Raw genomic sequence first — 17,621 nt, 5'->3', positions numbered from 1 at the left:
GCGCCGACCCGGACCCTCGTCAGACCTCTTCGACGCTGCTCGGCTCTCGCCGGGACAGGTCGATACCGAGCTCCTCCGCGGCGCGGAACACGTCCTCGTCGGAGTCACGCATCTCGATGGACATGCCGTCCGAGGACAGCACCTCCACGTTCAGGCAGAGCGACTGCATCTCCTTGATGAGCACCTTGAAGGACTCGGGGATGCCGGGCTCGGGGATGTTCTCGCCCTTGACGATGGCCTCGTAGACCTTCACGCGGCCGAGCACGTCGTCGGACTTGATGGTGAGCAGTTCCTGGAGGGCGTAGGCGGCGCCGTACGCCTCCAGCGCCCACACCTCCATCTCACCGAAGCGCTGACCACCGAACTGCGCCTTACCACCCAGCGGCTGCTGGGTGATCATGGAGTACGGACCGGTCGAACGGGCGTGCAGCTTGTCGTCGACCAGGTGGTGCAGCTTGAGGATGTACATGTAGCCGATCGAGATCGGCATCGGGAACGGCTCACCGGAGCGGCCGTCGAACAGCCGCGCCTTGCCGGAGGAGCCGACCAGGCGGTCGCCGTCCCGGGTGAGCGTGGTGTGGTCCAGCAGACCGGTGATCTCGTCCTCACGGGCGCCGTCGAAGACCGGGGTGGCGAGGTTGGTGCCACCGATGGCCTTGTCGGCCCCGATCTTCTGCAGCCGGCGGGCCCACTCCTCGGCGATGCCCGAGACGTCCCAGCCGGTCTTGGCGAGCCAGCCGAGGTGGGTCTCCAGCACCTGTCCCGGGTTCATCCGGGACGGGACGCCGAGCGGGTTGAGCACGATGTCGACCGGGGTGCCGTCCTCGAGGAAGGGCATGTCCTCGACCGGGAGGATCTTGGAGATAACACCCTTGTTGCCGTGCCGGCCGGCCAGCTTGTCACCGTTGGTGATCTTGCGCTTCTGGGCCACGTAGACCCGGACCAGCTGGTTGACGCCGGGCGGCAGCTCGTCGCCCTCCTCGCGGTCGAAGACGCGGACGCCGATGACCTTGCCCTGCTCACCGTGCGGCACCTTCAGCGAGGTGTCGCGGACCTCACGGGCCTTCTCGCCGAAGATGGCGCGCAGCAGGCGCTCCTCCGGGGTCAGCTCGGTCTCGCCCTTGGGCGTGACCTTGCCGACCAGGATGTCACCGGTGGTGACATCGGCGCCGATGCGGATGATCCCGCGCTCGTCCAGGTCAGCCAGGACCTCCTCGGAGACGTTCGGGATGTCCCGGGTGATCTCCTCCGGACCCAGCTTGGTGTCACGGGCGTCGACCTCGTGCTCCTCGATGTGGATCGAGGAGAGGACGTCGTCCTGCACGAGGCGCTGCGACAGGATGATCGCGTCCTCGTAGTTGTGACCCTCCCAGGGCATGAACGCCACGAGCAGGTTCTTGCCGAGGGCCATCTCGCCCTCGTCGGTGCAGGGACCGTCGGCCAGCACCTGCCCGACCTCGATCCGCGCGCCCTCGTCCACGACGACCTTCTGGTTGAAGGAGGTGCCCTGGTTGGAGCGGGTGAACTTGGCCACGCGGTACGTGGTGTAGGTGCCGTCGTCGTTGGCCACCGTGACGTAGTCGGCGGAGACCTCCTGGACCACACCGGACTTCTCGGCGGCGATGACATCGGCGGCGTCGACCGCGGCGCGGTACTCCATGCCGGTGCCGACCAGCGGGGCCTCGCTCTTCAGCAGCGGCACCGCCTGACGCATCATGTTCGCGCCCATCAGGGCGCGGTTGGCGTCGTCGTGCTCCAGGAAGGGGATCATCGCGGTGGCGACGGACACCATCTGGCGCGGCGAGACGTCCATGTAGTCGATCTCGACACCGGGGATGTAGTCGATCTCGCCGCCACGGCGGCGGACCAGCACACGGCCCTCGGCGAAGTGGTTGTCATCGGTCAGCGGCGCGTTGGCCTGGGCGATGACGAACCGGTCCTCCTCGTCCGCGGTGAGGTAGTCGATGCTGTCGGTGACGACACCATCGGTGACCCTGCGGTACGGGGTCTCCACGAAGCCGAAGGCGTTGACCCGGCCGTAGGAGGCGAGCGAACCGATCAGACCGATGTTCGGTCCTTCCGGGGTCTCGATCGGGCACATGCGTCCGTAGTGGGACGGGTGCACGTCACGGACCTCGAAGCCGGCCCGCTCACGGGACAGACCACCGGGGCCCAGCGCGGACAGACGACGCTTGTGGGTCAGCCCCGACAGCGGGTTCGTCTGGTCCATGAACTGGGACAGCTGGCTGGTGCCGAAGAACTCCTTGATGGAGGCGACGACCGGCCGGATGTTGATCAGCGTCTGCGGCGTGATGGCCTCGACGTCCTGGGTGGTCATGCGCTCGCGCACGACCCGCTCCATACGGGCGAGACCCGTACGGACCTGGTTCTGGATCAGCTCGCCCACGTTGCGCAGGCGACGGTTGCCGAAGTGGTCGATGTCGTCGTCCTCGACGACGATCGTGCTGCCGTTCGGGGCGACCGTCTCGGTCTCACCGGCGTGCAGCTGGACCAGGTACTTGATCGTGGCAAGGATGTCGTCCGTGGTGAGGACGCCGCCGTCGAGCGGCTGCTCCACGCCGAGCTTCTTGTTGATCTTGTACCGGCCGACCTTGGCGAGGTCGTAGCGCTTCGGGTTGAAGTAGAGGTTCTCCAGAAGCGTCTGCGCGGCCTCGCGGGTCGGCGGCTCGCCCGGACGCAGCTTGCGGTAGATGTCGAGCAGCGCGTCGTCCTGGCCCTGGGTGTGGTCCTTCTCCAGGGTGGCGCGCATCGACTCGTACTGGCCGAACTCCTCCAGGATCTGCTCGGAGGTCCAGCCGAGGGCCTTCAGCAGCACCGTGACCGACTGCTTGCGCTTGCGGTCGATGCGGACACCGACCATGTCGCGCTTGTCGATCTCGAGCTCGAGCCAGGCACCACGGGACGGGATGACCTTGGCGGAGTAGATGTCCTTGTCGGACGTCTTGTCCAGGGTGGTGTCGAAGTAGACGCCCGGGGAGCGCACCAGCTGCGAGACGACGACACGCTCGGTGCCGTTGATCACGAAGGTGCCCTTGTGGGTCATGAGCGGGAAGTCGCCCATGAAGACCGTCTGCGACTTGATCTCGCCGGTCTCGTTGTTGGTGAACTCGGCGGTGACGAAGAGCGGGGCCGCGAACGTGAAGTCGCGGTCCTTGCACTCGTCGATCGAGTTCTTGGGGGGCTCGAAGCGGTGGTCGCGGAAGGTCAGCGACATCGAACCGGAGAAGTCCTCGATCGGGGAGATCTCCTCGAAGATCTCCTCCAGGCCGGACTTCTGCGGGACGTCGTGTCCTTCTGCGAGCGACGCCTCGACCCTGTCCTTCCACGCCTGATTGCCGAGGAGCCAGTCGAAGCTCTCGGTCTGCAGGGCGAGGAGGTTGGGAACCTCGAGGGGCTCACGAATCTTCGCGAAGGAAATACGGAGCGGTGCGGTGGATGCGGAGTTGTTCGAGGCGTTGCGCGAGGCGGCCAAGAGGGGGTCCTTCCGAGGGCTCGGACTCACTACGCGCGTACCGGGCCCACCCGTCGCACGGGTAGCATCCGCGCTTCCACACGAGCTCAGGGGCCTGGACGTTTCTCCAGGTCGGAGCCAGTGCGCAAACGGGGTGCCACCCCTGGTCGGGGCAGTGCGTACTCCGGGGGTCGAGTCACGGAGCAGCTAAAAGGCAGCGCAAAGGGACAGTGTAGCCAGACGGCACACTGCTGTCCAGTCCGGATTCGGAGACCGAATCGTCGAACTCCCTACCTCGCGGTGCGACCCCCTGTCGAGGGCGCCCCTGGGGCGGTTACTGCCTACTGGGTGTGTATTCCCCACCACACCCCGGTTCCATGCCTGGAACCTGAGATTTGCTCGCTGCCGTGCCGCTGTCATGCCGCTGCCGTGCTCGCCGCGCTGCCTGCCACGACCTCCCGGCGGAGGTACAACCTCGCGTCCTGAGAATTGCGCGCCGCGTGCGGTTCGTCAAGGGCGAGCCCCCGGTGAACCCCTCCGAGGACTCCTCCCGGAACCCGGCCGGGAGAGCTCCCGTCCGCCCCTGGGGCCGGCGGTCGGGCCGGGCGACTGCCCTGGTGGGGTGGTCGCACGGCGACCGCTGTGGCGGCGCCGGAAGTGGACCCGGACGCCTGCGGCGCCCGCTGCGGACAGGTCGTACCCGCAGCGACGACGATCACCATACTCGCCCTCGGGGGCGCTGGGGAGCACCTCGGCGACAGAAGTGGCGAATCGTCATAGATCGGACAGCAGTGGCCGGATGGACCCGGCAAACAAAAAACCGAGGTGCTCACCCGTACGGGTGAGCACCTCGGTTCAGAGGTTCGTACCGGCCTCACGGCCGGCAGGCGAACCGCCAGTCGGTAACCGGAGTTACTTGACGGTGACGGAAGCGCCGGCAGCCTCGAGAGCAGCCTTGGCCTTCTCGGCCGCGTCCTTGGCAACCTTCTCCAGGACGGTGGCGGGCACGCCGTCAACGAGGTCCTTGGCCTCCTTCAGGCCGAGGGAGGTGAGGGCGCGCACCTCCTTGATGACCTGGATCTTCTTGTCACCGGAGGCGGTGAGGACGACGTCGAACTCGTCCTGCTCCTCGACGGCCTCGACGGCGGCGGCAGCGCCACCACCGGCGGCGACGGCCACGGGGGCGGCAGCCTTGACGTCGAACTTCTCCTCGAACGCCTTCACGAACTCGGAGAGCTCGATGAGGGTGAGCTCGGCGAACTGCTCGAGCAGCTCTTCCTGGGACAGCTTCGCCATGATGGCGTCCTTCCACTATTTCGGCAGGTGCCGGATGTACGGATAGGCGGGCGTACGGGCCCGCTGCAAGGCAGGAGACGACGGAGTGGTTACTCCGCCACCTCGTCCTCGGCGGCGGGAGCCGGCGTACCGGCACCGCCCTGCTCGACCTTGGCCCGGAGAGCTTCCGCGGTGCGGGCGAACTCCGTGAGGGGAGCCTGGAAGGTGGCGGCGGCCTTGGCCATCGACGCCTTCAGGCCACCGGCCAGCTTGGCGAGCAGCACCTCGCGGGACTCGAGGTCCGCGAGCTTCTTGATGTCATCGGCGGACAGCGCCTTACCGTCAAGGACACCGCCCTTGATGATCAGCGCAGGGTTGTCCTTGGCGAAGTCACGCAGAGCCTTCGCCGACTCCACCGGGTCACCGGCGACGAAGGCGACAGCCGTCGGACCCGAGAACAGGTCGTCGAGCTCAGAGATCCCGGCCTCGTTGGCCGCGATCTTGGTCAGCGTGTTCTTCACCACGGCGTAATTGGCGTTGTCGCCGAGCGAGCGACGCAGCGTCTTCAGCTGCGCCACGGTCAGACCGCGGTACTCGGTCAGCACCGCCGCGTTGGAGCCACGGAACTTGTCCGTCAGCTCTGCGACAGCGGCAGCCTTGTCGGGCCTTGCCATAGGCTTACGCCTCCTTCCGTGATGTCGATGCGTGGCCGACCGTTGAGTCGACCTGCTACGCCCATACCGCCGGAAGAAAGTGTTCGAGAAAAACAGAACGGCCCCGGCGCAGGCGCACGGGGCTTCACATGCTCAACGGCGGCCATGCCTGACGGCATGCATCCGGAGCGCGATTGTCCTCATCCATCCTGCGCGGGTCGTCCGCATTCGCGGAGCCTTCGGTCCTCGCGTCCTCCCCTTGCAGGGCACGCGACAACAACCAGCGGTCTGTGGCAAGGACCAAGGTACGTGATGAGGCGCCCGGCGGGCAAATCGCCCACCGGGCGGGGCCGGGCGGGGCCCCGGCACCTGCTACTTGCTGAGCGAGGCCAGGTCCTCGGTGTCACTGGCCGGGGGTGCGGTGATCGTCACCGGGGTGTTGCTGAAGTCGGAGTAGTGGATGGTGATGTCCATCGTGCCCTGCGACGTCGTGGCGGTCTCGTGGACCTTCACCGGGAGACTCTGGTCGTTGACCCACATGTCCACGGTCTCGGTGGTCATCCCGCTCTTGGCCGCCTGGTCGGCGATGGCCTTGAGGCCCGGGTCCGAGGAGACCAGCTTCTTCACGTCGACCGTGCCGGAGTAGTGCGTGGTGGACACGCCGTCCACGGTCTCCGTGCCGACGCGCCTGATGTCGCCGGAGGAGGTGAGCAGCTTGACCGAGGTGGACGGGTCCTGGCTGCCGCTCCTGTTGATGCTGTCGGCGAGGGCTTTGCCCCCGGCGCCCAGCTCCGAGAAATCGATCTTCAGCCAGTGCTTGCCGCCGAACTCCTTCGCCCCGGTGGCACCCATGTTGACGTACTCGGTGGTACCGGACATCAGCAGGCGCATGGTGCCGGGCAACTGAGGATTGGTCATGGTCGCGTCCAGGGCCACCGGCTTGTAGGACACCGTGCCGTTCATGGTGGACGTGCCGACCTTGGGTATCACCATCGTCATGTTCATCTTGGCGGCGCTGAAGCTCGAGGTCTTCTTCGTCGTCAGCGACAGCGCGTCAGCGACGCTGACCACGGCCGACTTGGCGCCGCTGACGCCCTTGGAGGCGGCGTCGGACGCCGTCTTCGCGGTCGAGCCGGAACAGGCGGTCAGGGCGGTGAGCGCGGTCAGCGCCACGCCGGCGGTGGTGGTGAGACGGAGCGCACGGGTACGGCGCATGTGAGTTCCCCCTGTGGTTCGTACGAGATCTGCGAGGAGACGCTACACCTGGGGACCGACACGACGACGGGCCGGTTCCCCTTCCGTTGCGGAAGCGGAACCGGCCCGTCGTATCGCTACTGCGACCTGGCCGAGCTGATCGGAGATCAGACCGAGGCCGGGTCCTCCTCGACGAGGAGGTTGCGGGTGCGGCTCGGGTCGACCTGGATGCCGGGGCCGATCGTGGTGCTGATCGCGACCTTCTTGATGTACCGGCCCTTGGAGGCGGACGGCTTGGCGCGGAGCACCTCGTCCAGGGCGGCGGCGTAGTTCTCGACCAGCTTCTCGGTGTCGAAGGACACCTTGCCGATGATCAGGTGCAGGTTCGAGTGCTTGTCGACGCGGAACTCGATCTTGCCGCCCTTGATCTCGGTCACGGCCTTGGCCACGTCCGGGGTCACGGTGCCGGTCTTCGGGTTCGGCATCAGGCCGCGGGGGCCGAGCACGCGGCCCAGACGACCGACCTTGCCCATGAGGTCCGGGGTGGACACGACGGCGTCGAAGTCCAGGCGGCCCTTGGCGACCTCGTCGATCAGCTCGTCGGCGCCGACGATGTCGGCGCCCGCAGCACGCGCGGCCTCGGCGCGGTCACCGGTCGCGAAGACCAGGACCCGGGCGGTCTTGCCGGTGCCGTGCGGGAGGTTGACGGTGCTGCGGACCATCTGGTCGGCCTTGCGCGGGTCGACACCCAGACGCATGGCGACCTCGACGGTGCCGTCGAACTTGGAGGTGGAGGTCTCCTTGGCGAGGCGGATGGCCTCGAGGGGGGCGTACAGACGCTCGCGGTCGATCTTCTCCGCCGCGGCGTTCAGAGCCTTGCTGCGCTTCACTGCTGCTCCTGTGGATAAAAGACGTGGAGTTGTGGTGGCTGCGGGCCGCGCTCGGCCCTACCACGAACCGTTCCGGTGCTGAGGGGTACTCAGCCCTCGACGGTGATGCCCATCGAACGGGCGGTGCCCGCGATGATCTTGTCGGCCTGCTCCAGGGAGTTGGCGTTCAGGTCGGGCAGCTTGGTGGTCGCGATCTCGCGGACCTGGGCAGCCGTGATCTTGGCGACCTTGGTCTTGTGCGGCTCGCCGGAGCCCTTCTCCACGCCCGCGGCCTTGAGGATCAGCTTGGCGGCCGGCGGAGTCTTGGTGATGAAGGTGAAGGAGCGGTCTTCATAGACCGTGATCTCCACCGGCACGACCATGCCACGCTGCGACTCGGTCGCGGCGTTGTAGGCCTTGCAGAACTCCATGATGTTGACGCCGTGCTGACCCAGGGCAGGGCCGACGGGCGGCGCGGGGTTGGCCGCACCGGCGTTGATCTGGAGCTTGATAAGCCCCGTGACCTTCTTCTTCTTGGGAGGCATGCTCTCTCCGGGTCCTTACGAGAGGTGTTCCCGACCGGCGTGCGGAAGCACGACGGCGGGGCCTTGGGTTTCCGTGTGGCTTCTCGCCGACCGAACGGTCCGGCTCTGCGCACACATCGAACCAGGATAGCCCGAAAGGGGCAGCGATCCTAAATCACGGTCCCGGGGGCGGATCCGGGGACGGATCCACCGGGGATTCGGCCCCGGTCGGCGGTGCCTGCGGGCTGGCCGCCGGCCGCGAGCCGGCGCGCCGGTTGCCGAGGATCCCCAGCAGTACCGCGGCCCCGCCGGCCGCCGCGGCGGCCGCGCCCGCCACCGCCTGGACCGGACCGGGCAGACCGCTGTCCTGGAGCGGGCCGCCCGAGCCGCGCACGATTCGGCCGCCGGGGGGCACCCCGGGTCGGTAGGCGACCGGGTCGGGGCCGGTTCCAAGGGTACGGAGGTCGCGGAGCTCCTGGCGGAACACCGGGACGGTCTCCTGGAAGCCGGTGACCCGCAGGGCGATCCCCAGCACCGCGTCCACCAGCAGTTCCATCCTGTCGCAGAACGCCAGGAACGGGGACGGGCGGACCCCGTCCCGGTTCCTGGCGTTGATCCGCAGGGCCGGCCTGCCCAGGAACCCGACCCGGCTGTCGGCGACGAGATCCAGCAGGAGCAGCCAGGAGAGGTCGAGCCCCTGCCCGGGAACGAGCTCCGGCGGCTGCGGAGCAACCGTCACCAGGCGGTCGGGGAAGAGGCGGTAGCCGGTCCCGCCGTCGCAGGCGAGCACCGCGGGATTCTTGCCGGGGAGTCCGCGCAGCAGCTCCACGCGGTAGTGGAGCAGATCGCCGAAGAGCAGCCGGAAGGACTGGTGGACCCGGCCCGGGGCGTTGTCCAGCAGCGCCCGCAGCACCGCCTCCGGGGCCAGCGCCGACACCAGGGGGTTGCCGCCGACGGTCCCGGCCAGGGCCCCGGTGTCCATCCAGTGGTGCACGTCCGCGGTGAACGCCGGGCCGCCCCGGCCGCTGCGGTGGAGCAGCCGGGCGAGCCCGGCGTCCGACGGGAGCGGGTCGGCGACCTGCCGGACCGGGGTGTCCTCGGTGAACCAGGGCTCGTCGTCCTCGGGCGGGGCCGGCGGACGGGCCGCTCGGAGCCGGAACGCCGCACGGACCGCCTCGCCGAGCACCGCGTCCACCCCGTGGGCGACCGAGCGCACCCGGGCAGGGACCTCGAAGTCCAGGCCGGCATCGTCCGACGGGGGCGGCCCCACCGGGTGGGCGGCTTTCAGCAGCGACGGGGAGAGGGCGAGGCCGGTCAGTTCGTCGGTGCGGTAGGGCTCGCCCTCGGCGTGGTCGGTGCGGCGCAGCAGGATGCCCAGTTCCGCGTCCACCAGGACGTCGATCCGGTCGATCAGCTCGGAGAGGGCCGGAGCCCCCGCCGGGACGACCACGGGCCGCGGGGTCGCCGTCACGGCGACGGCCGACCGGTCCTCGACGACGGCGCTGCCGGTGACCGCCAGCTCGAAGCCGACCAGCAGCCAGCCGGGGTCGAGCAGCTCGCGCAGCGGCTCGGGGGTGTCCGGCGGCAGCGGTCCCGGTTCGGCCCGGAATGCGGTGCGGGTCTCCGGGCTGCGATCCGGATCCGGGTCCAGCGCCTCGTCGCCGGCCTCGTCGCCGCCGAACGCCTGCGCCACCAGCCGTCCGACCAGGCCCGGGCTGTCGCCGACCAGCTTGGCCCTGGCCTGCCGCAGCGAGGCGTGCAGCAGCCGCAGCTCGACCGCTCGGTCCCTGCGGCTCAGCAGGGTGCCGGTGATCACGGCACCGTGGGCGCTCCCCGAGGCGCGGTGGAGCAGAGCGACGGCGTCGATCGGATCCGTGGGGTCCATGGCCGGGGGCCTACCCATGCGCGAGGGCCCCGTACCTTCGCGGTACGGGGCCCTCGCGGCTGCTGCCGCCTGCTGATCAGTCGTTCTTGGCGATCTGGTCGAAGGAGAGCTCGACCGGGGTCTCCCGGCCGAAGATCTCGACCAGGCCCTTGACCTTCTTGGAGTCCGGGTTGATCTCGTTGATCGTCGCCTGGAGGGTGGCGAAGGGGCCGTCGGTGACCGTGACCGAGTCGCCGACCTCGAAGTCCAGGACCTGGATCTCGGAGGAGTTGACCTGCACCGGCCGACCGGCCTCACGGGCGGCGGCGCGCTCGACCTCGGGGGCGAGCATCTTGACGACCTCGTCCAGGGTCAGCGGGTACGGGTCGTAGGCGTTGCCGACGAAGCCGGTGACACCGGGGGTGTTGCGGACCACGCCCCAGGACTCGTTGGTGAGGTCCATGCGCACCAGCACGTAGCCGGGGAGCTTGTTCTGGCGAGTCGTCTTGCGCTCGCCGTTCTTGATCTGGACGACCTCTTCCTGGGGCACCTCGGCCTGGTAGATGTAGTCCTCGACGTTGAGCGAGACGGCGCGCTGCTCCAGGTTGGACTTAACCCGGTTCTCGTAGCCGGCGTAGGTGTGGATGACGTACCACTCGCCGGGGGCGGTGCGCAGCTCCTCGCGGAACGCGACGATCGGGTCGACGTCCACGTCGACCTCGGCTTCGGCCTCCTCGGCCGATTCGAGGGCCTCGGACTCGTCGGCGGTGACCACGGTCAGCGCCTCCTCCTCGGCGGACTCGCCGGCGGCGGCGTCGGCAGCCTCGACCTCGTCCTCGTCACCATCGACGTTCTCGATGATCTGCTCGGCGGAGTCGTCGGCCTCGGCCCACGCAGACGCGTCCTGCTCCGCAACGCCGGCCGACTCGACGGCTTCGTCAGCCTCGGGGGCCTGCGCTGCGTCGTACAGGTGGGACTCAGACACGTTGGCTGCTTCTTCCTGGAGATGAAGGGTGGGACGGTACCGGACCGTCCACAGGGAGAAGCAGGGCTTGGCTGCGGGCGGCTCGGATACTCAACGATACCGACACAACGGTAGCGGAGCGCCCGGACCGGGTTGTCCCACGAGGGCTCGGACCGGGCCGACCCGGTCCGCTACGAGCGCCGATCAGGCGAAGATGAGCTTGGCGAGCGCCGCGAAGCCGGTGTCCAGGCCGTACACCAGGGCCATGATCACCACGACGAAGACCACGACGACCGTCGTGTACGTGGTGAGGTCATTACGGCTCGGCCAGACGACCTTGCGCAGCTCGGCGATGATCTGCCGGTAGAAGAGCGCGATCCGGGCGAAGATGTTGGGGCGGTCCCCACGCTTCTTCTTGCCGTCCTTGCCTGCTGACCTGTTGGCACGCTTGCGGTCACGGCGGGACAGAGTCTCGCTCTGTTCGACCGCCGCGTTACCACTGTCAGGTGTCGCGGTGGAGCCCACGGTCTCCGTCACTCGTCCCTCACCTGAATCCGGGTACCTGTTGCGAGAACCGCAGTGCTTGCGGCCTCGGGAATGCAGTGCTGACGGTACCGCCTGTCGCCGTCAGGCAACAGGGCGGACAGCAGGGCCGGAGGGACTTGAACCCCCAACCGCCGGTTTTGGAGACCGGTGCTCTACCAATTGAGCTACGACCCTTTGAATCCGCAGCCACGGATTCGCGAGGCCCAACCTACCGTATCGGGGCTGCCGCGCGGTGAACGCTGCACCCTGAGCCTTCGGGCGGGACCATCGAGGCTTGAGTGTAGGGGGTGGAACGGTGATTGGTCGAATGGGTAGGCCCCGCTGATCTGCGGCGGCTGCCGGGAACGCGGGCCGATCGGGGCCGAAGCGCCGCTGCTGGGAGCGTCGGCGACGCTGCGAGCGGCGGAGGGAGCGGCGGCGCGGGGCGCATCCGCCGGGTGAAAGCTCGATGCCCGGGCGGTGCGGCTTCTGGGACCATGCAGGCATGAGCGCTGCGTTTCCCCACCCAGACCCCAGCATCCGCCCGGCCGACCGTCGGGTCTCGGCCCGCATCGGCGCCATCGCGGAGTCCGCGACCCTCGCCGTCGACGCCAAGGCCAAGGCCCTCAAGGCCGCCGGGCGCCCGGTGATCGGCTTCGGCGCCGGCGAGCCCGACTTCCCGACGCCCGGCTACATCGTGGACGCGGCGGTGGCCGCCTGCCGCGACCCCAAGAACCACCGCTACACCCCGGCCGGCGGGCTGCCCGAGCTCAAGGCCGCCATCGCGGCGAAGACGCTGCGGGACTCCGGCTGGGCCGTCGAGGCCTCGCAGGTGCTGGTGACCAACGGCGGCAAGCAGGCCATCTACGAGGCCTTCGCCGCGATCCTGGACCCGGGCGACGAGGTGATCGTGCCCGCGCCGTACTGGACCACCTACCCGGAGTCGATCCAGCTGGCGGGCGGGGTCGCGGTGGAGGTGGTCGCCGACGAGACCACCGGCTACAAGCTCTCGGTGCAGCAGCTGGAGGCAGCGCGCACCGAGAACACCAAGGTGCTGCTGTTCGTCTCGCCCTCCAACCCGACCGGCGCCGTCTACACCCGCGCCGAGGTGGAGGCGGTGGGCCGCTGGGCCGCCGAGCACGGGCTGTGGGTACTGACCGACGAGATCTACGAGCACCTGGTCTACGGGGACGCCGAGTTCGTCTCGCTGCCGGTGGCGGTGCCGGAGCTGGCCGGCAAGTGCATCGTGGTCAACGGCGTCGCCAAGACCTACGCGATGACCGGCTGGCGGGTCGGCTGGGTGGTCGGCCCGCATGACGTGATCAAGGCGGCGACCAACCTGCAGTCGCACGCGACCTCCAATGTGAGCAATGTCGCGCAGGTGGCGGCGCTGGCGGCGGTCTCCGGGGACCTGGCCGCGGTGGACGAGATGAAGACCGCCTTCGACCGGCGCCGGAAGACCATCGTGCGGATGCTGAACGAGATCCCCGGGGTGGTCTGCCCGGAGCCGGAGGGCGCGTTCTACGCCTACCCGTCGGTGAAGGGACTGCTGGGCAAGGAGATCCGGGGCCGGCGGGCGCAGTCGTCCGCGGAGCTGGCGGCGCTGATCCTGGACGAGGCCGAGGTCGCGGTGGTGCCCGGCGAGGCCTTCGGGACGCCGGGGTACCTGCGGCTGTCCTACGCGCTGGGCGACGACGACCTGGTCGAGGGCGTCTCCCGGCTGCAGAAGCTGCTGGGCGAGGCGCAGGACTGAAGCCGCTTCTCGGGGCCCGTCGGCCCGGCTCCGGCCTGGGCGGCGGGCCCTCGATTCACTCGATCGAGCGTCTTGACCAGGTTGTTTTCCACCATCAGGCTGAGTACGCAAAGATCTGTGGATGGAACAGGTACCCACCGCGCCGGCCCTCCGCGATGTTCGTCTGCTGCCCAAAGCCCATCTGCATCTGCACTTCACCGGCTCCATGCGTCCGGCCACGCTGTTGGAGCTCGCCGACAAGCACGGAGTGCACCTGCCCGAGGCATTGAGCTCCGGTACCCCGCCGAAGCTCAGGGCGACCGACGAACGCGGCTGGTTCCGGTTCCAGCGGCTCTACGACATGGCGCGGTCGGTGCTGCGCGACGAGGACGACATACGGCGCCTGGTGCTCGAGGCCGCCGAGGACGAACGGGCCGACGGCAGCGGCTGGTTGGAGATCCAGGTCGATCCGACCTCCTATGCGCCCAGGCTGGGCGGCCTGATCCCGGCCGTCGAACTGATCCTGGGGGCGATCGAGGACGCCTCCCGGGCCACCGGGGTCGGCATCAGGATCCTGATCGCCGCCAACCGGATGAAGCACCCGCTGGACGCCCGTACGCTGGCCCGGCTGGCAATCCGCTACGTCGACCGCGGCGTGGTCGGCTTCGGCCTGTCCAATGACGAACGGCGGGGAATGGCACGGGACTTCGACCGGGCCTTCGCCATCGCCCGGGAGGGCGGACTGCTGGCCGCACCGCACGGCGGCGAGCTGGCAGGCCCGGCCAGCGTCCGGGACTGCCTGGACGATCTGGGCGCGGGGCGGATCGGGCACGGGGTGCGCGCGGCCGAGGACCCGCGGTTGATGCAGCGGCTGGCGGACCGTCAGATCACCTGCGAGGTCTGCCCTGCGTCCAATGTGGCGCTGGGGGTGTACGAGAAGCCCGAGGACGTTCCGCTGCGCACCCTGTTCGAGGCCGGGGTGCCGATGGCGCTGGGGGCCGACGACCCGCTGCTGTTCGGTTCGCGGCTGGCCGAGCAGTACGAGTCCGCGCGGACGGTGCACGGCTTCAGCGACGCCGAGCTGGCCGAGCTCGCCCGGCAGTCGGTGCGCGCCTCGCGGGCGCCGGAGAAGGTGAAGCAGGAACTGCTGGCCGGGGTGGACAGCTGGCTGGTGAGCTGAGGCTGTCCGCCGGGCCGCGCCGCGGGCCGGGACGCCCCCGGCGCCACGGCTGGAACGTCCCTAGAGCTCCACGCCCACCAGGACGGGCTCGTTGACCAGGGTGACGCCGAAGGCGGCCTGGACGCCGGTGCGGATCTCGCGGGCGAGGGCGAGCAGGTCCTCGGTGCTGGCCCGGCCGCGGTTGGTGAGGGCCAGGGTGTGCTTGCCGGAGAGGCGGGCCGGGCCTGAGCCGTAGCCCTTGGCGAAGCCCGACTTCTCGATCAGCCAGGCGGCCGAGGTCTTGGTGCTGCCGTCCGCCGCCGGGTACGCCGGGAAGGCGGCGTCCGGACCCAGCCGGTCCCGGACCCGGGCGGTGAAGGCGGCGAACTGCTCCGGGGCGAGAACGGGGTTGGTGAAGAAGGACCCTGCCGACCAGGTGTCGTGGTCGGACGGGTCCAGGACCATGCCCTTGCCCGAACGCAGTTTCAGGACCGCTTCACGCGCCGCGGTGAGTTCCACCCGCTCACCCGGCTCGACGCCCAGGGTGCGGGCCGCCTCGGCGTAGCGGACCGGGGTGGAGCGGCCGCCGGCGTCCTCCAGGGCGAAGCGGACCCGGAGCACCACATGGCGTTCCGGGTCGGCCTTGAAGCGGCTGTGCCGGTAGGAGAAGTCGCAGTCGGCCCCGGCCAGGGTCACCACCCGGTCGGCGCTGCGGTCGAAGGCGACGACCTCGGTGATGGTGGCCGCGACCTCCTGGCCGTAGGCACCGACGTTCTGGACCGGTGTGGCGCCGACCGAGCCGGGGATGCCGGCCAGGAACTCGATGCCGGCCAGGCCGTGCCGGAGCACCGTCTCGTCGACCAGGTCGGCCCAGATCTCGCCGGCCGCCGCCTCCAGGACGGTCCCGTCCAGGCTGCGACCGCGGGTCGCGATGTGGAGCACCGTGCCCTCGAAGCCCTTGTCGCCGATGACGAGGTTGCTCCCGCCGCCGAGAACCAGCAGCGGCTCTCCGGACCGGTCCGCCTGCCGCACGGTCTCGACGACCTCGGCGTCGGTGGTGGCGGTCACCAGCCTTCGGGCCGGGCCGCCGAGGCGGATGGTGGTCAGCTGGGCGAGGGGGGCGTCCTGGAGTTCCTGCACGGGACCACCCTAAGGGTGGACGCGGCGGCGCCCGGCCCGCCCCGGGTGGGGTGGACCGGGCGCGGGCCGGGAGGGCCTGATCCCCGGGTGGCCAGGTGCCGGGTCAGGCGACCGGGCTGAGTGCGGGCGCGTCCTGTGCCGGGTCCGGCACCGGGGCGGCGTTCCGGCGCCACCGCGGGACGATCAGCGCCGAGACGGTCGCGGCGGCGATGGCGGCGGCGCCGACCCAGAGCGCCGGGGTCAGCCCGTCGGCGTAGCGCTGCGCGCTGCTGAAGTCGCCGCTGGCGGTGAAGACCGAGGTGAGCACGGCCACCCCGAGCGCTCCGCCGATCTCCCGGAAGGCGTTGTTCGCCCCCGAGGCGACCCCCTGCTCCTCCGGCTTCACGGATCCCATGAGCACGGTGGTGACCGGGGCGAAGAAGAGCGCCATACCGACCCCGGAGAGCACCAGCGGGGGGATCTGCGAGCTGTAGTCGACGTGGGCCGCGACGATCAGGGCGAACCAGACCAGTCCGGCGGCCTGCAGGGCGAGCCCGGTGGCGATGATGATCCGTCCGCCGATCCGGTCGGCCAGCATCCCGGCGAGCGGGGCGACCACCATGGGCATCGCGGTCCAGGGCAGCATCCGGACGCCGGCCTCCATCGGGGTGTATCCCTGGGCGGTCTGCAGCCACTGGCTGAGCAGGAAGATCGAGCCGAACATCCCGACCGACATCAGCAGCGAGGCACCGTTCACCGCGGCGAAGGCGCGGTTGCGGAACAGCCGCATCGGCAGCAGCGGGGCGTCGGTGCGCAGCTCCCAGGCCACGAACGCGATCAGCAGCAGCACGCCGGCGACCAGGGCGGCCAGCACGGTGGAACTGGTCCAGCCGTCGGAGTTGCCGCGGATCAGGGCGAAGACGATGCCGAAGAGTCCGGCGCTGGCCAGCGCGGTGCCGGGGATGTCGAGCCGGCTGTTGGGGCCGCGGCTCTCGGTCAGGCGCAGCCGGGCCAGGGGCAGCAGGGCCAGCCCGATCGGGACGTTCAGGGCGAAGATCCACTGCCAGGAGAGGTGCTCGACCACGGTGCCGCCGATCAGCGGGCCCATCGCGACGGCCATGCCGTTCACCGCTCCCCAGGCTCCGAAGGCCAGGCCGCGCTTGGCCGGTGGTACGGCCGAGGTGAGCAGGGTCAGGCTGACCGGGGTGAGCAGCGCGGCTCCCACCCCCTGGGCGGCCCGGGCGGCGATGAGTTCGCCGATCCCCGGTGCCAGCGCCGCGGCCAGCGAGGAGAGCGTGAAGAGGCTGAGTCCGACGGTGAAGAGGCGGCGGCGGCCGAAGCGGTCGCCCAGCGCGGCGCCCAGCATCAGCAGCACCGCGAAGGTGAGCGTGTAGGCGTTGACGGTCCACTCCAGGTCGGTGATGCCGCCGCCGAGGTGGGTCCGGATGGAGGGGAGGGCGGTGGTGACCACCAGGTTGTCCAGCGCGGCCATGAAGCCGGCCGTGCTGGTGATCACGAAGGCCCAGACTGCGGGGTTTCCCTTGCGCATGACGGTTCCCTTTGGTTGAGGCCCCCCGGCTCGGGGGGAACCTGATGAGTTATCGATCAATAACTTTCACGGGCAGAGAAAAGCGGCGCGAAGCGCACACCGCTCCGAACGGCTGCCGCCGGCTAGCACTCGCTGGACTCGAAGCCCTTCCAGATCCGGTGCTCCTGCGGAAAGCCCATCGCGACCAGCGCGTTGATCAGCATTCCTTCGGCGAAGAAGCCCGTGGTCTCCCCCGGGGTCATCCCGGCCGCGGCCGCCACCGAGTCCCAGAGGTCGACCCACATCGCCCGGACCGCCTCCCCCACCTCGGTGTCGCCCGCGGACTCGGCGGCGAAGGTGGAGACGTACATCTGCATCTGCATCAGCAGCCGGCTGCGGTCGGTGATCAGCTCGAAGTAGGCGAGCCCCATCGCCTCCCGGGCCTCCTTGCCCTCCATGCCTTCGGCCGCCTTCAGGAAGGTCTCCCGGACGTCGTCCATGCAGCGCCGGACGGCGGCCTCGAACAGCGCCCGCTTGTTGGGGAAGAGCCGGAAGAGATAGGGCTGGGAGACGCCGACCCGAGTGGCGATCGCCTGGGTGGAGGTCCCGTTGTAGCCGCGCTCGGCAAACTCGATCATGGAGGCGCGGATGACGCTCTCGCGTCGCTCCTCCGCTGTCATTCTCATGCTCGTCTTCGCCATGGGTTAAAAGTTAGTGGCTGATTACTAACTTCGCAAGGGGCC

The 17,621-nt window shown here is 69.6% G+C and carries 14 protein-coding genes and 1 tRNA gene; 2 read left to right on the top strand and 13 right to left on the bottom strand.

Going from position 1 to position 17,621, the window contains the following annotated elements; genetic code table 11:
* Positions 1–19: 19 nt before the first annotated feature.
* From rpoB to ABUW04_RS07485, 10 genes are all read right to left on the bottom strand, one after another.
* A complete protein-coding gene (gene rpoB / locus ABUW04_RS07530) occupies positions 20–3,493 on the bottom strand; it encodes a DNA-directed RNA polymerase subunit beta (protein ID WP_030251663.1) in 3,474 nt (1,157 codons plus the stop codon).
* 891 nt (positions 3,494–4,384) lie between these two features.
* Positions 4,385–4,768 carry a 50S ribosomal protein L7/L12 gene (gene rplL, locus ABUW04_RS07525; RefSeq protein WP_030251664.1) on the bottom strand — a complete coding sequence of 128 codons (384 nt, stop codon included), beginning with the start codon at positions 4,766–4,768 and terminating at the stop codon, positions 4,385–4,387.
* An 89-nt stretch (positions 4,769–4,857) separates the two neighbouring features.
* On the bottom strand, positions 4,858–5,421 hold the full coding sequence (gene rplJ, locus ABUW04_RS07520) for a 50S ribosomal protein L10 (RefSeq protein ID WP_030251668.1): 564 nt from the start codon (positions 5,419–5,421) through the stop codon (positions 4,858–4,860).
* 351 nt (positions 5,422–5,772) lie between these two features.
* The gene (locus ABUW04_RS07515; RefSeq protein WP_051725041.1) at positions 5,773–6,615 is read right to left on the bottom strand and encodes a LolA-like protein; all 843 of its coding nucleotides are present in this window, start codon (positions 6,613–6,615) and stop codon (positions 5,773–5,775) included.
* A gap of 146 nt (positions 6,616–6,761) precedes the next feature.
* Positions 6,762–7,484, bottom strand: a complete 723-nt coding sequence (gene rplA / locus ABUW04_RS07510) for a 50S ribosomal protein L1 (RefSeq protein ID WP_030251674.1) — start codon at positions 7,482–7,484, stop codon at positions 6,762–6,764.
* Positions 7,485–7,573: 89 nt separating this feature from the next.
* Positions 7,574–8,008 (bottom strand): 50S ribosomal protein L11, encoded by a 435-nt coding sequence (gene rplK / locus ABUW04_RS07505; protein ID WP_030251677.1) that lies wholly within the window; start codon positions 8,006–8,008, stop codon positions 7,574–7,576.
* A gap of 154 nt (positions 8,009–8,162) precedes the next feature.
* Positions 8,163–9,872, bottom strand: coding sequence for a hypothetical protein (locus ABUW04_RS07500; protein WP_380563680.1), 1,710 nt, complete (start codon positions 9,870–9,872; stop codon positions 8,163–8,165).
* Between the two features lie 76 nt (positions 9,873–9,948).
* On the bottom strand, positions 9,949–10,836 hold the full coding sequence (gene nusG / locus ABUW04_RS07495) for a transcription termination/antitermination protein NusG (RefSeq protein WP_030251684.1): 888 nt from the start codon (positions 10,834–10,836) through the stop codon (positions 9,949–9,951).
* A 183-nt stretch (positions 10,837–11,019) separates the two neighbouring features.
* Complete coding sequence (gene secE, locus ABUW04_RS07490) at positions 11,020–11,352, bottom strand: preprotein translocase subunit SecE (protein WP_380563679.1); 333 nt, start codon at positions 11,350–11,352, stop codon at positions 11,020–11,022.
* Between the two features lie 110 nt (positions 11,353–11,462).
* Positions 11,463–11,535 (bottom strand) — tRNA-Trp (locus tag ABUW04_RS07485).
* A gap of 310 nt (positions 11,536–11,845) precedes the next feature.
* Between ABUW04_RS07485 and ABUW04_RS07480 the strand changes: the two genes are divergently transcribed.
* Both ABUW04_RS07480 and ABUW04_RS07475 read left to right on the top strand, forming a co-directional pair.
* Positions 11,846–13,093, top strand: a complete 1,248-nt coding sequence (locus tag ABUW04_RS07480; RefSeq protein WP_380563677.1) for a pyridoxal phosphate-dependent aminotransferase — start codon at positions 11,846–11,848, stop codon at positions 13,091–13,093.
* A 121-nt stretch (positions 13,094–13,214) separates the two neighbouring features.
* Positions 13,215–14,252, top strand: a complete 1,038-nt coding sequence (locus ABUW04_RS07475; RefSeq protein ID WP_380563675.1) for an adenosine deaminase — start codon at positions 13,215–13,217, stop codon at positions 14,250–14,252.
* A 60-nt stretch (positions 14,253–14,312) separates the two neighbouring features.
* On the opposite strand, the gene ABUW04_RS07470 is transcribed toward ABUW04_RS07475, so the two are convergent.
* From ABUW04_RS07470 to ABUW04_RS07460, 3 genes are all read right to left on the bottom strand, one after another.
* Positions 14,313–15,371, bottom strand: a complete 1,059-nt coding sequence (locus tag ABUW04_RS07470) for a UDP-N-acetylmuramate dehydrogenase (RefSeq protein WP_030251695.1) — start codon at positions 15,369–15,371, stop codon at positions 14,313–14,315.
* Positions 15,372–15,474: 103 nt separating this feature from the next.
* Complete coding sequence (locus ABUW04_RS07465) at positions 15,475–16,899, bottom strand: DHA2 family efflux MFS transporter permease subunit (RefSeq protein WP_380563674.1); 1,425 nt, start codon at positions 16,897–16,899, stop codon at positions 15,475–15,477.
* Between the two features lie 122 nt (positions 16,900–17,021).
* Entirely contained in the window at positions 17,022–17,558 is a 537-nt protein-coding gene (locus tag ABUW04_RS07460) for a TetR/AcrR family transcriptional regulator (RefSeq protein ID WP_380563915.1), read from the bottom strand.
* Between the last annotated feature and the right edge of the window lie 63 nt (positions 17,559–17,621).

It is taken from the genome of Streptacidiphilus jeojiensis (genome assembly GCF_042510965.1).
Classification (GTDB): Bacteria; Actinomycetota; Actinomycetes; order Streptomycetales; family Streptomycetaceae; genus Streptacidiphilus; species Streptacidiphilus jeojiensis.
The sequence above is the reverse complement of the archived record's forward strand: the minus strand, read 5'-3'. Positions and strand labels throughout refer to the sequence as shown.

Excerpts from the sequence above, each read along its gene's own strand:
- ABUW04_RS07480 (WP_380563677.1), top strand. The coding sequence starts at position 11,846 with ATGAGCGCTGCGTTTCCCCACCCAGACCCCAGCATCCGCCCGGCCGAC.
- ABUW04_RS07475 (WP_380563675.1), top strand. The coding sequence starts at position 13,215 with ATGGAACAGGTACCCACCGCGCCGGCCCTCCGCGATGTTCGTCTGCTG.
- ABUW04_RS07515 (WP_051725041.1), bottom strand. The coding sequence starts at position 6,615 with ATGCGCCGTACCCGTGCGCTCCGTCTCACCACCACCGCCGGCGTGGCG.
- ABUW04_RS07460 (WP_380563915.1), bottom strand. The coding sequence starts at position 17,558 with ATGACAGCGGAGGAGCGACGCGAGAGCGTCATCCGCGCCTCCATGATC.
- rplJ (WP_030251668.1), bottom strand. The coding sequence starts at position 5,421 with ATGGCAAGGCCCGACAAGGCTGCCGCTGTCGCAGAGCTGACGGACAAG.
- ABUW04_RS07500 (WP_380563680.1), bottom strand. The coding sequence starts at position 9,872 with ATGGACCCCACGGATCCGATCGACGCCGTCGCTCTGCTCCACCGCGCC.
- ABUW04_RS07465 (WP_380563674.1), bottom strand. The coding sequence starts at position 16,899 with ATGCGCAAGGGAAACCCCGCAGTCTGGGCCTTCGTGATCACCAGCACG.
- rplL (WP_030251664.1), bottom strand. The coding sequence starts at position 4,768 with ATGGCGAAGCTGTCCCAGGAAGAGCTGCTCGAGCAGTTCGCCGAGCTC.
- rplK (WP_030251677.1), bottom strand. The coding sequence starts at position 8,008 with ATGCCTCCCAAGAAGAAGAAGGTCACGGGGCTTATCAAGCTCCAGATC.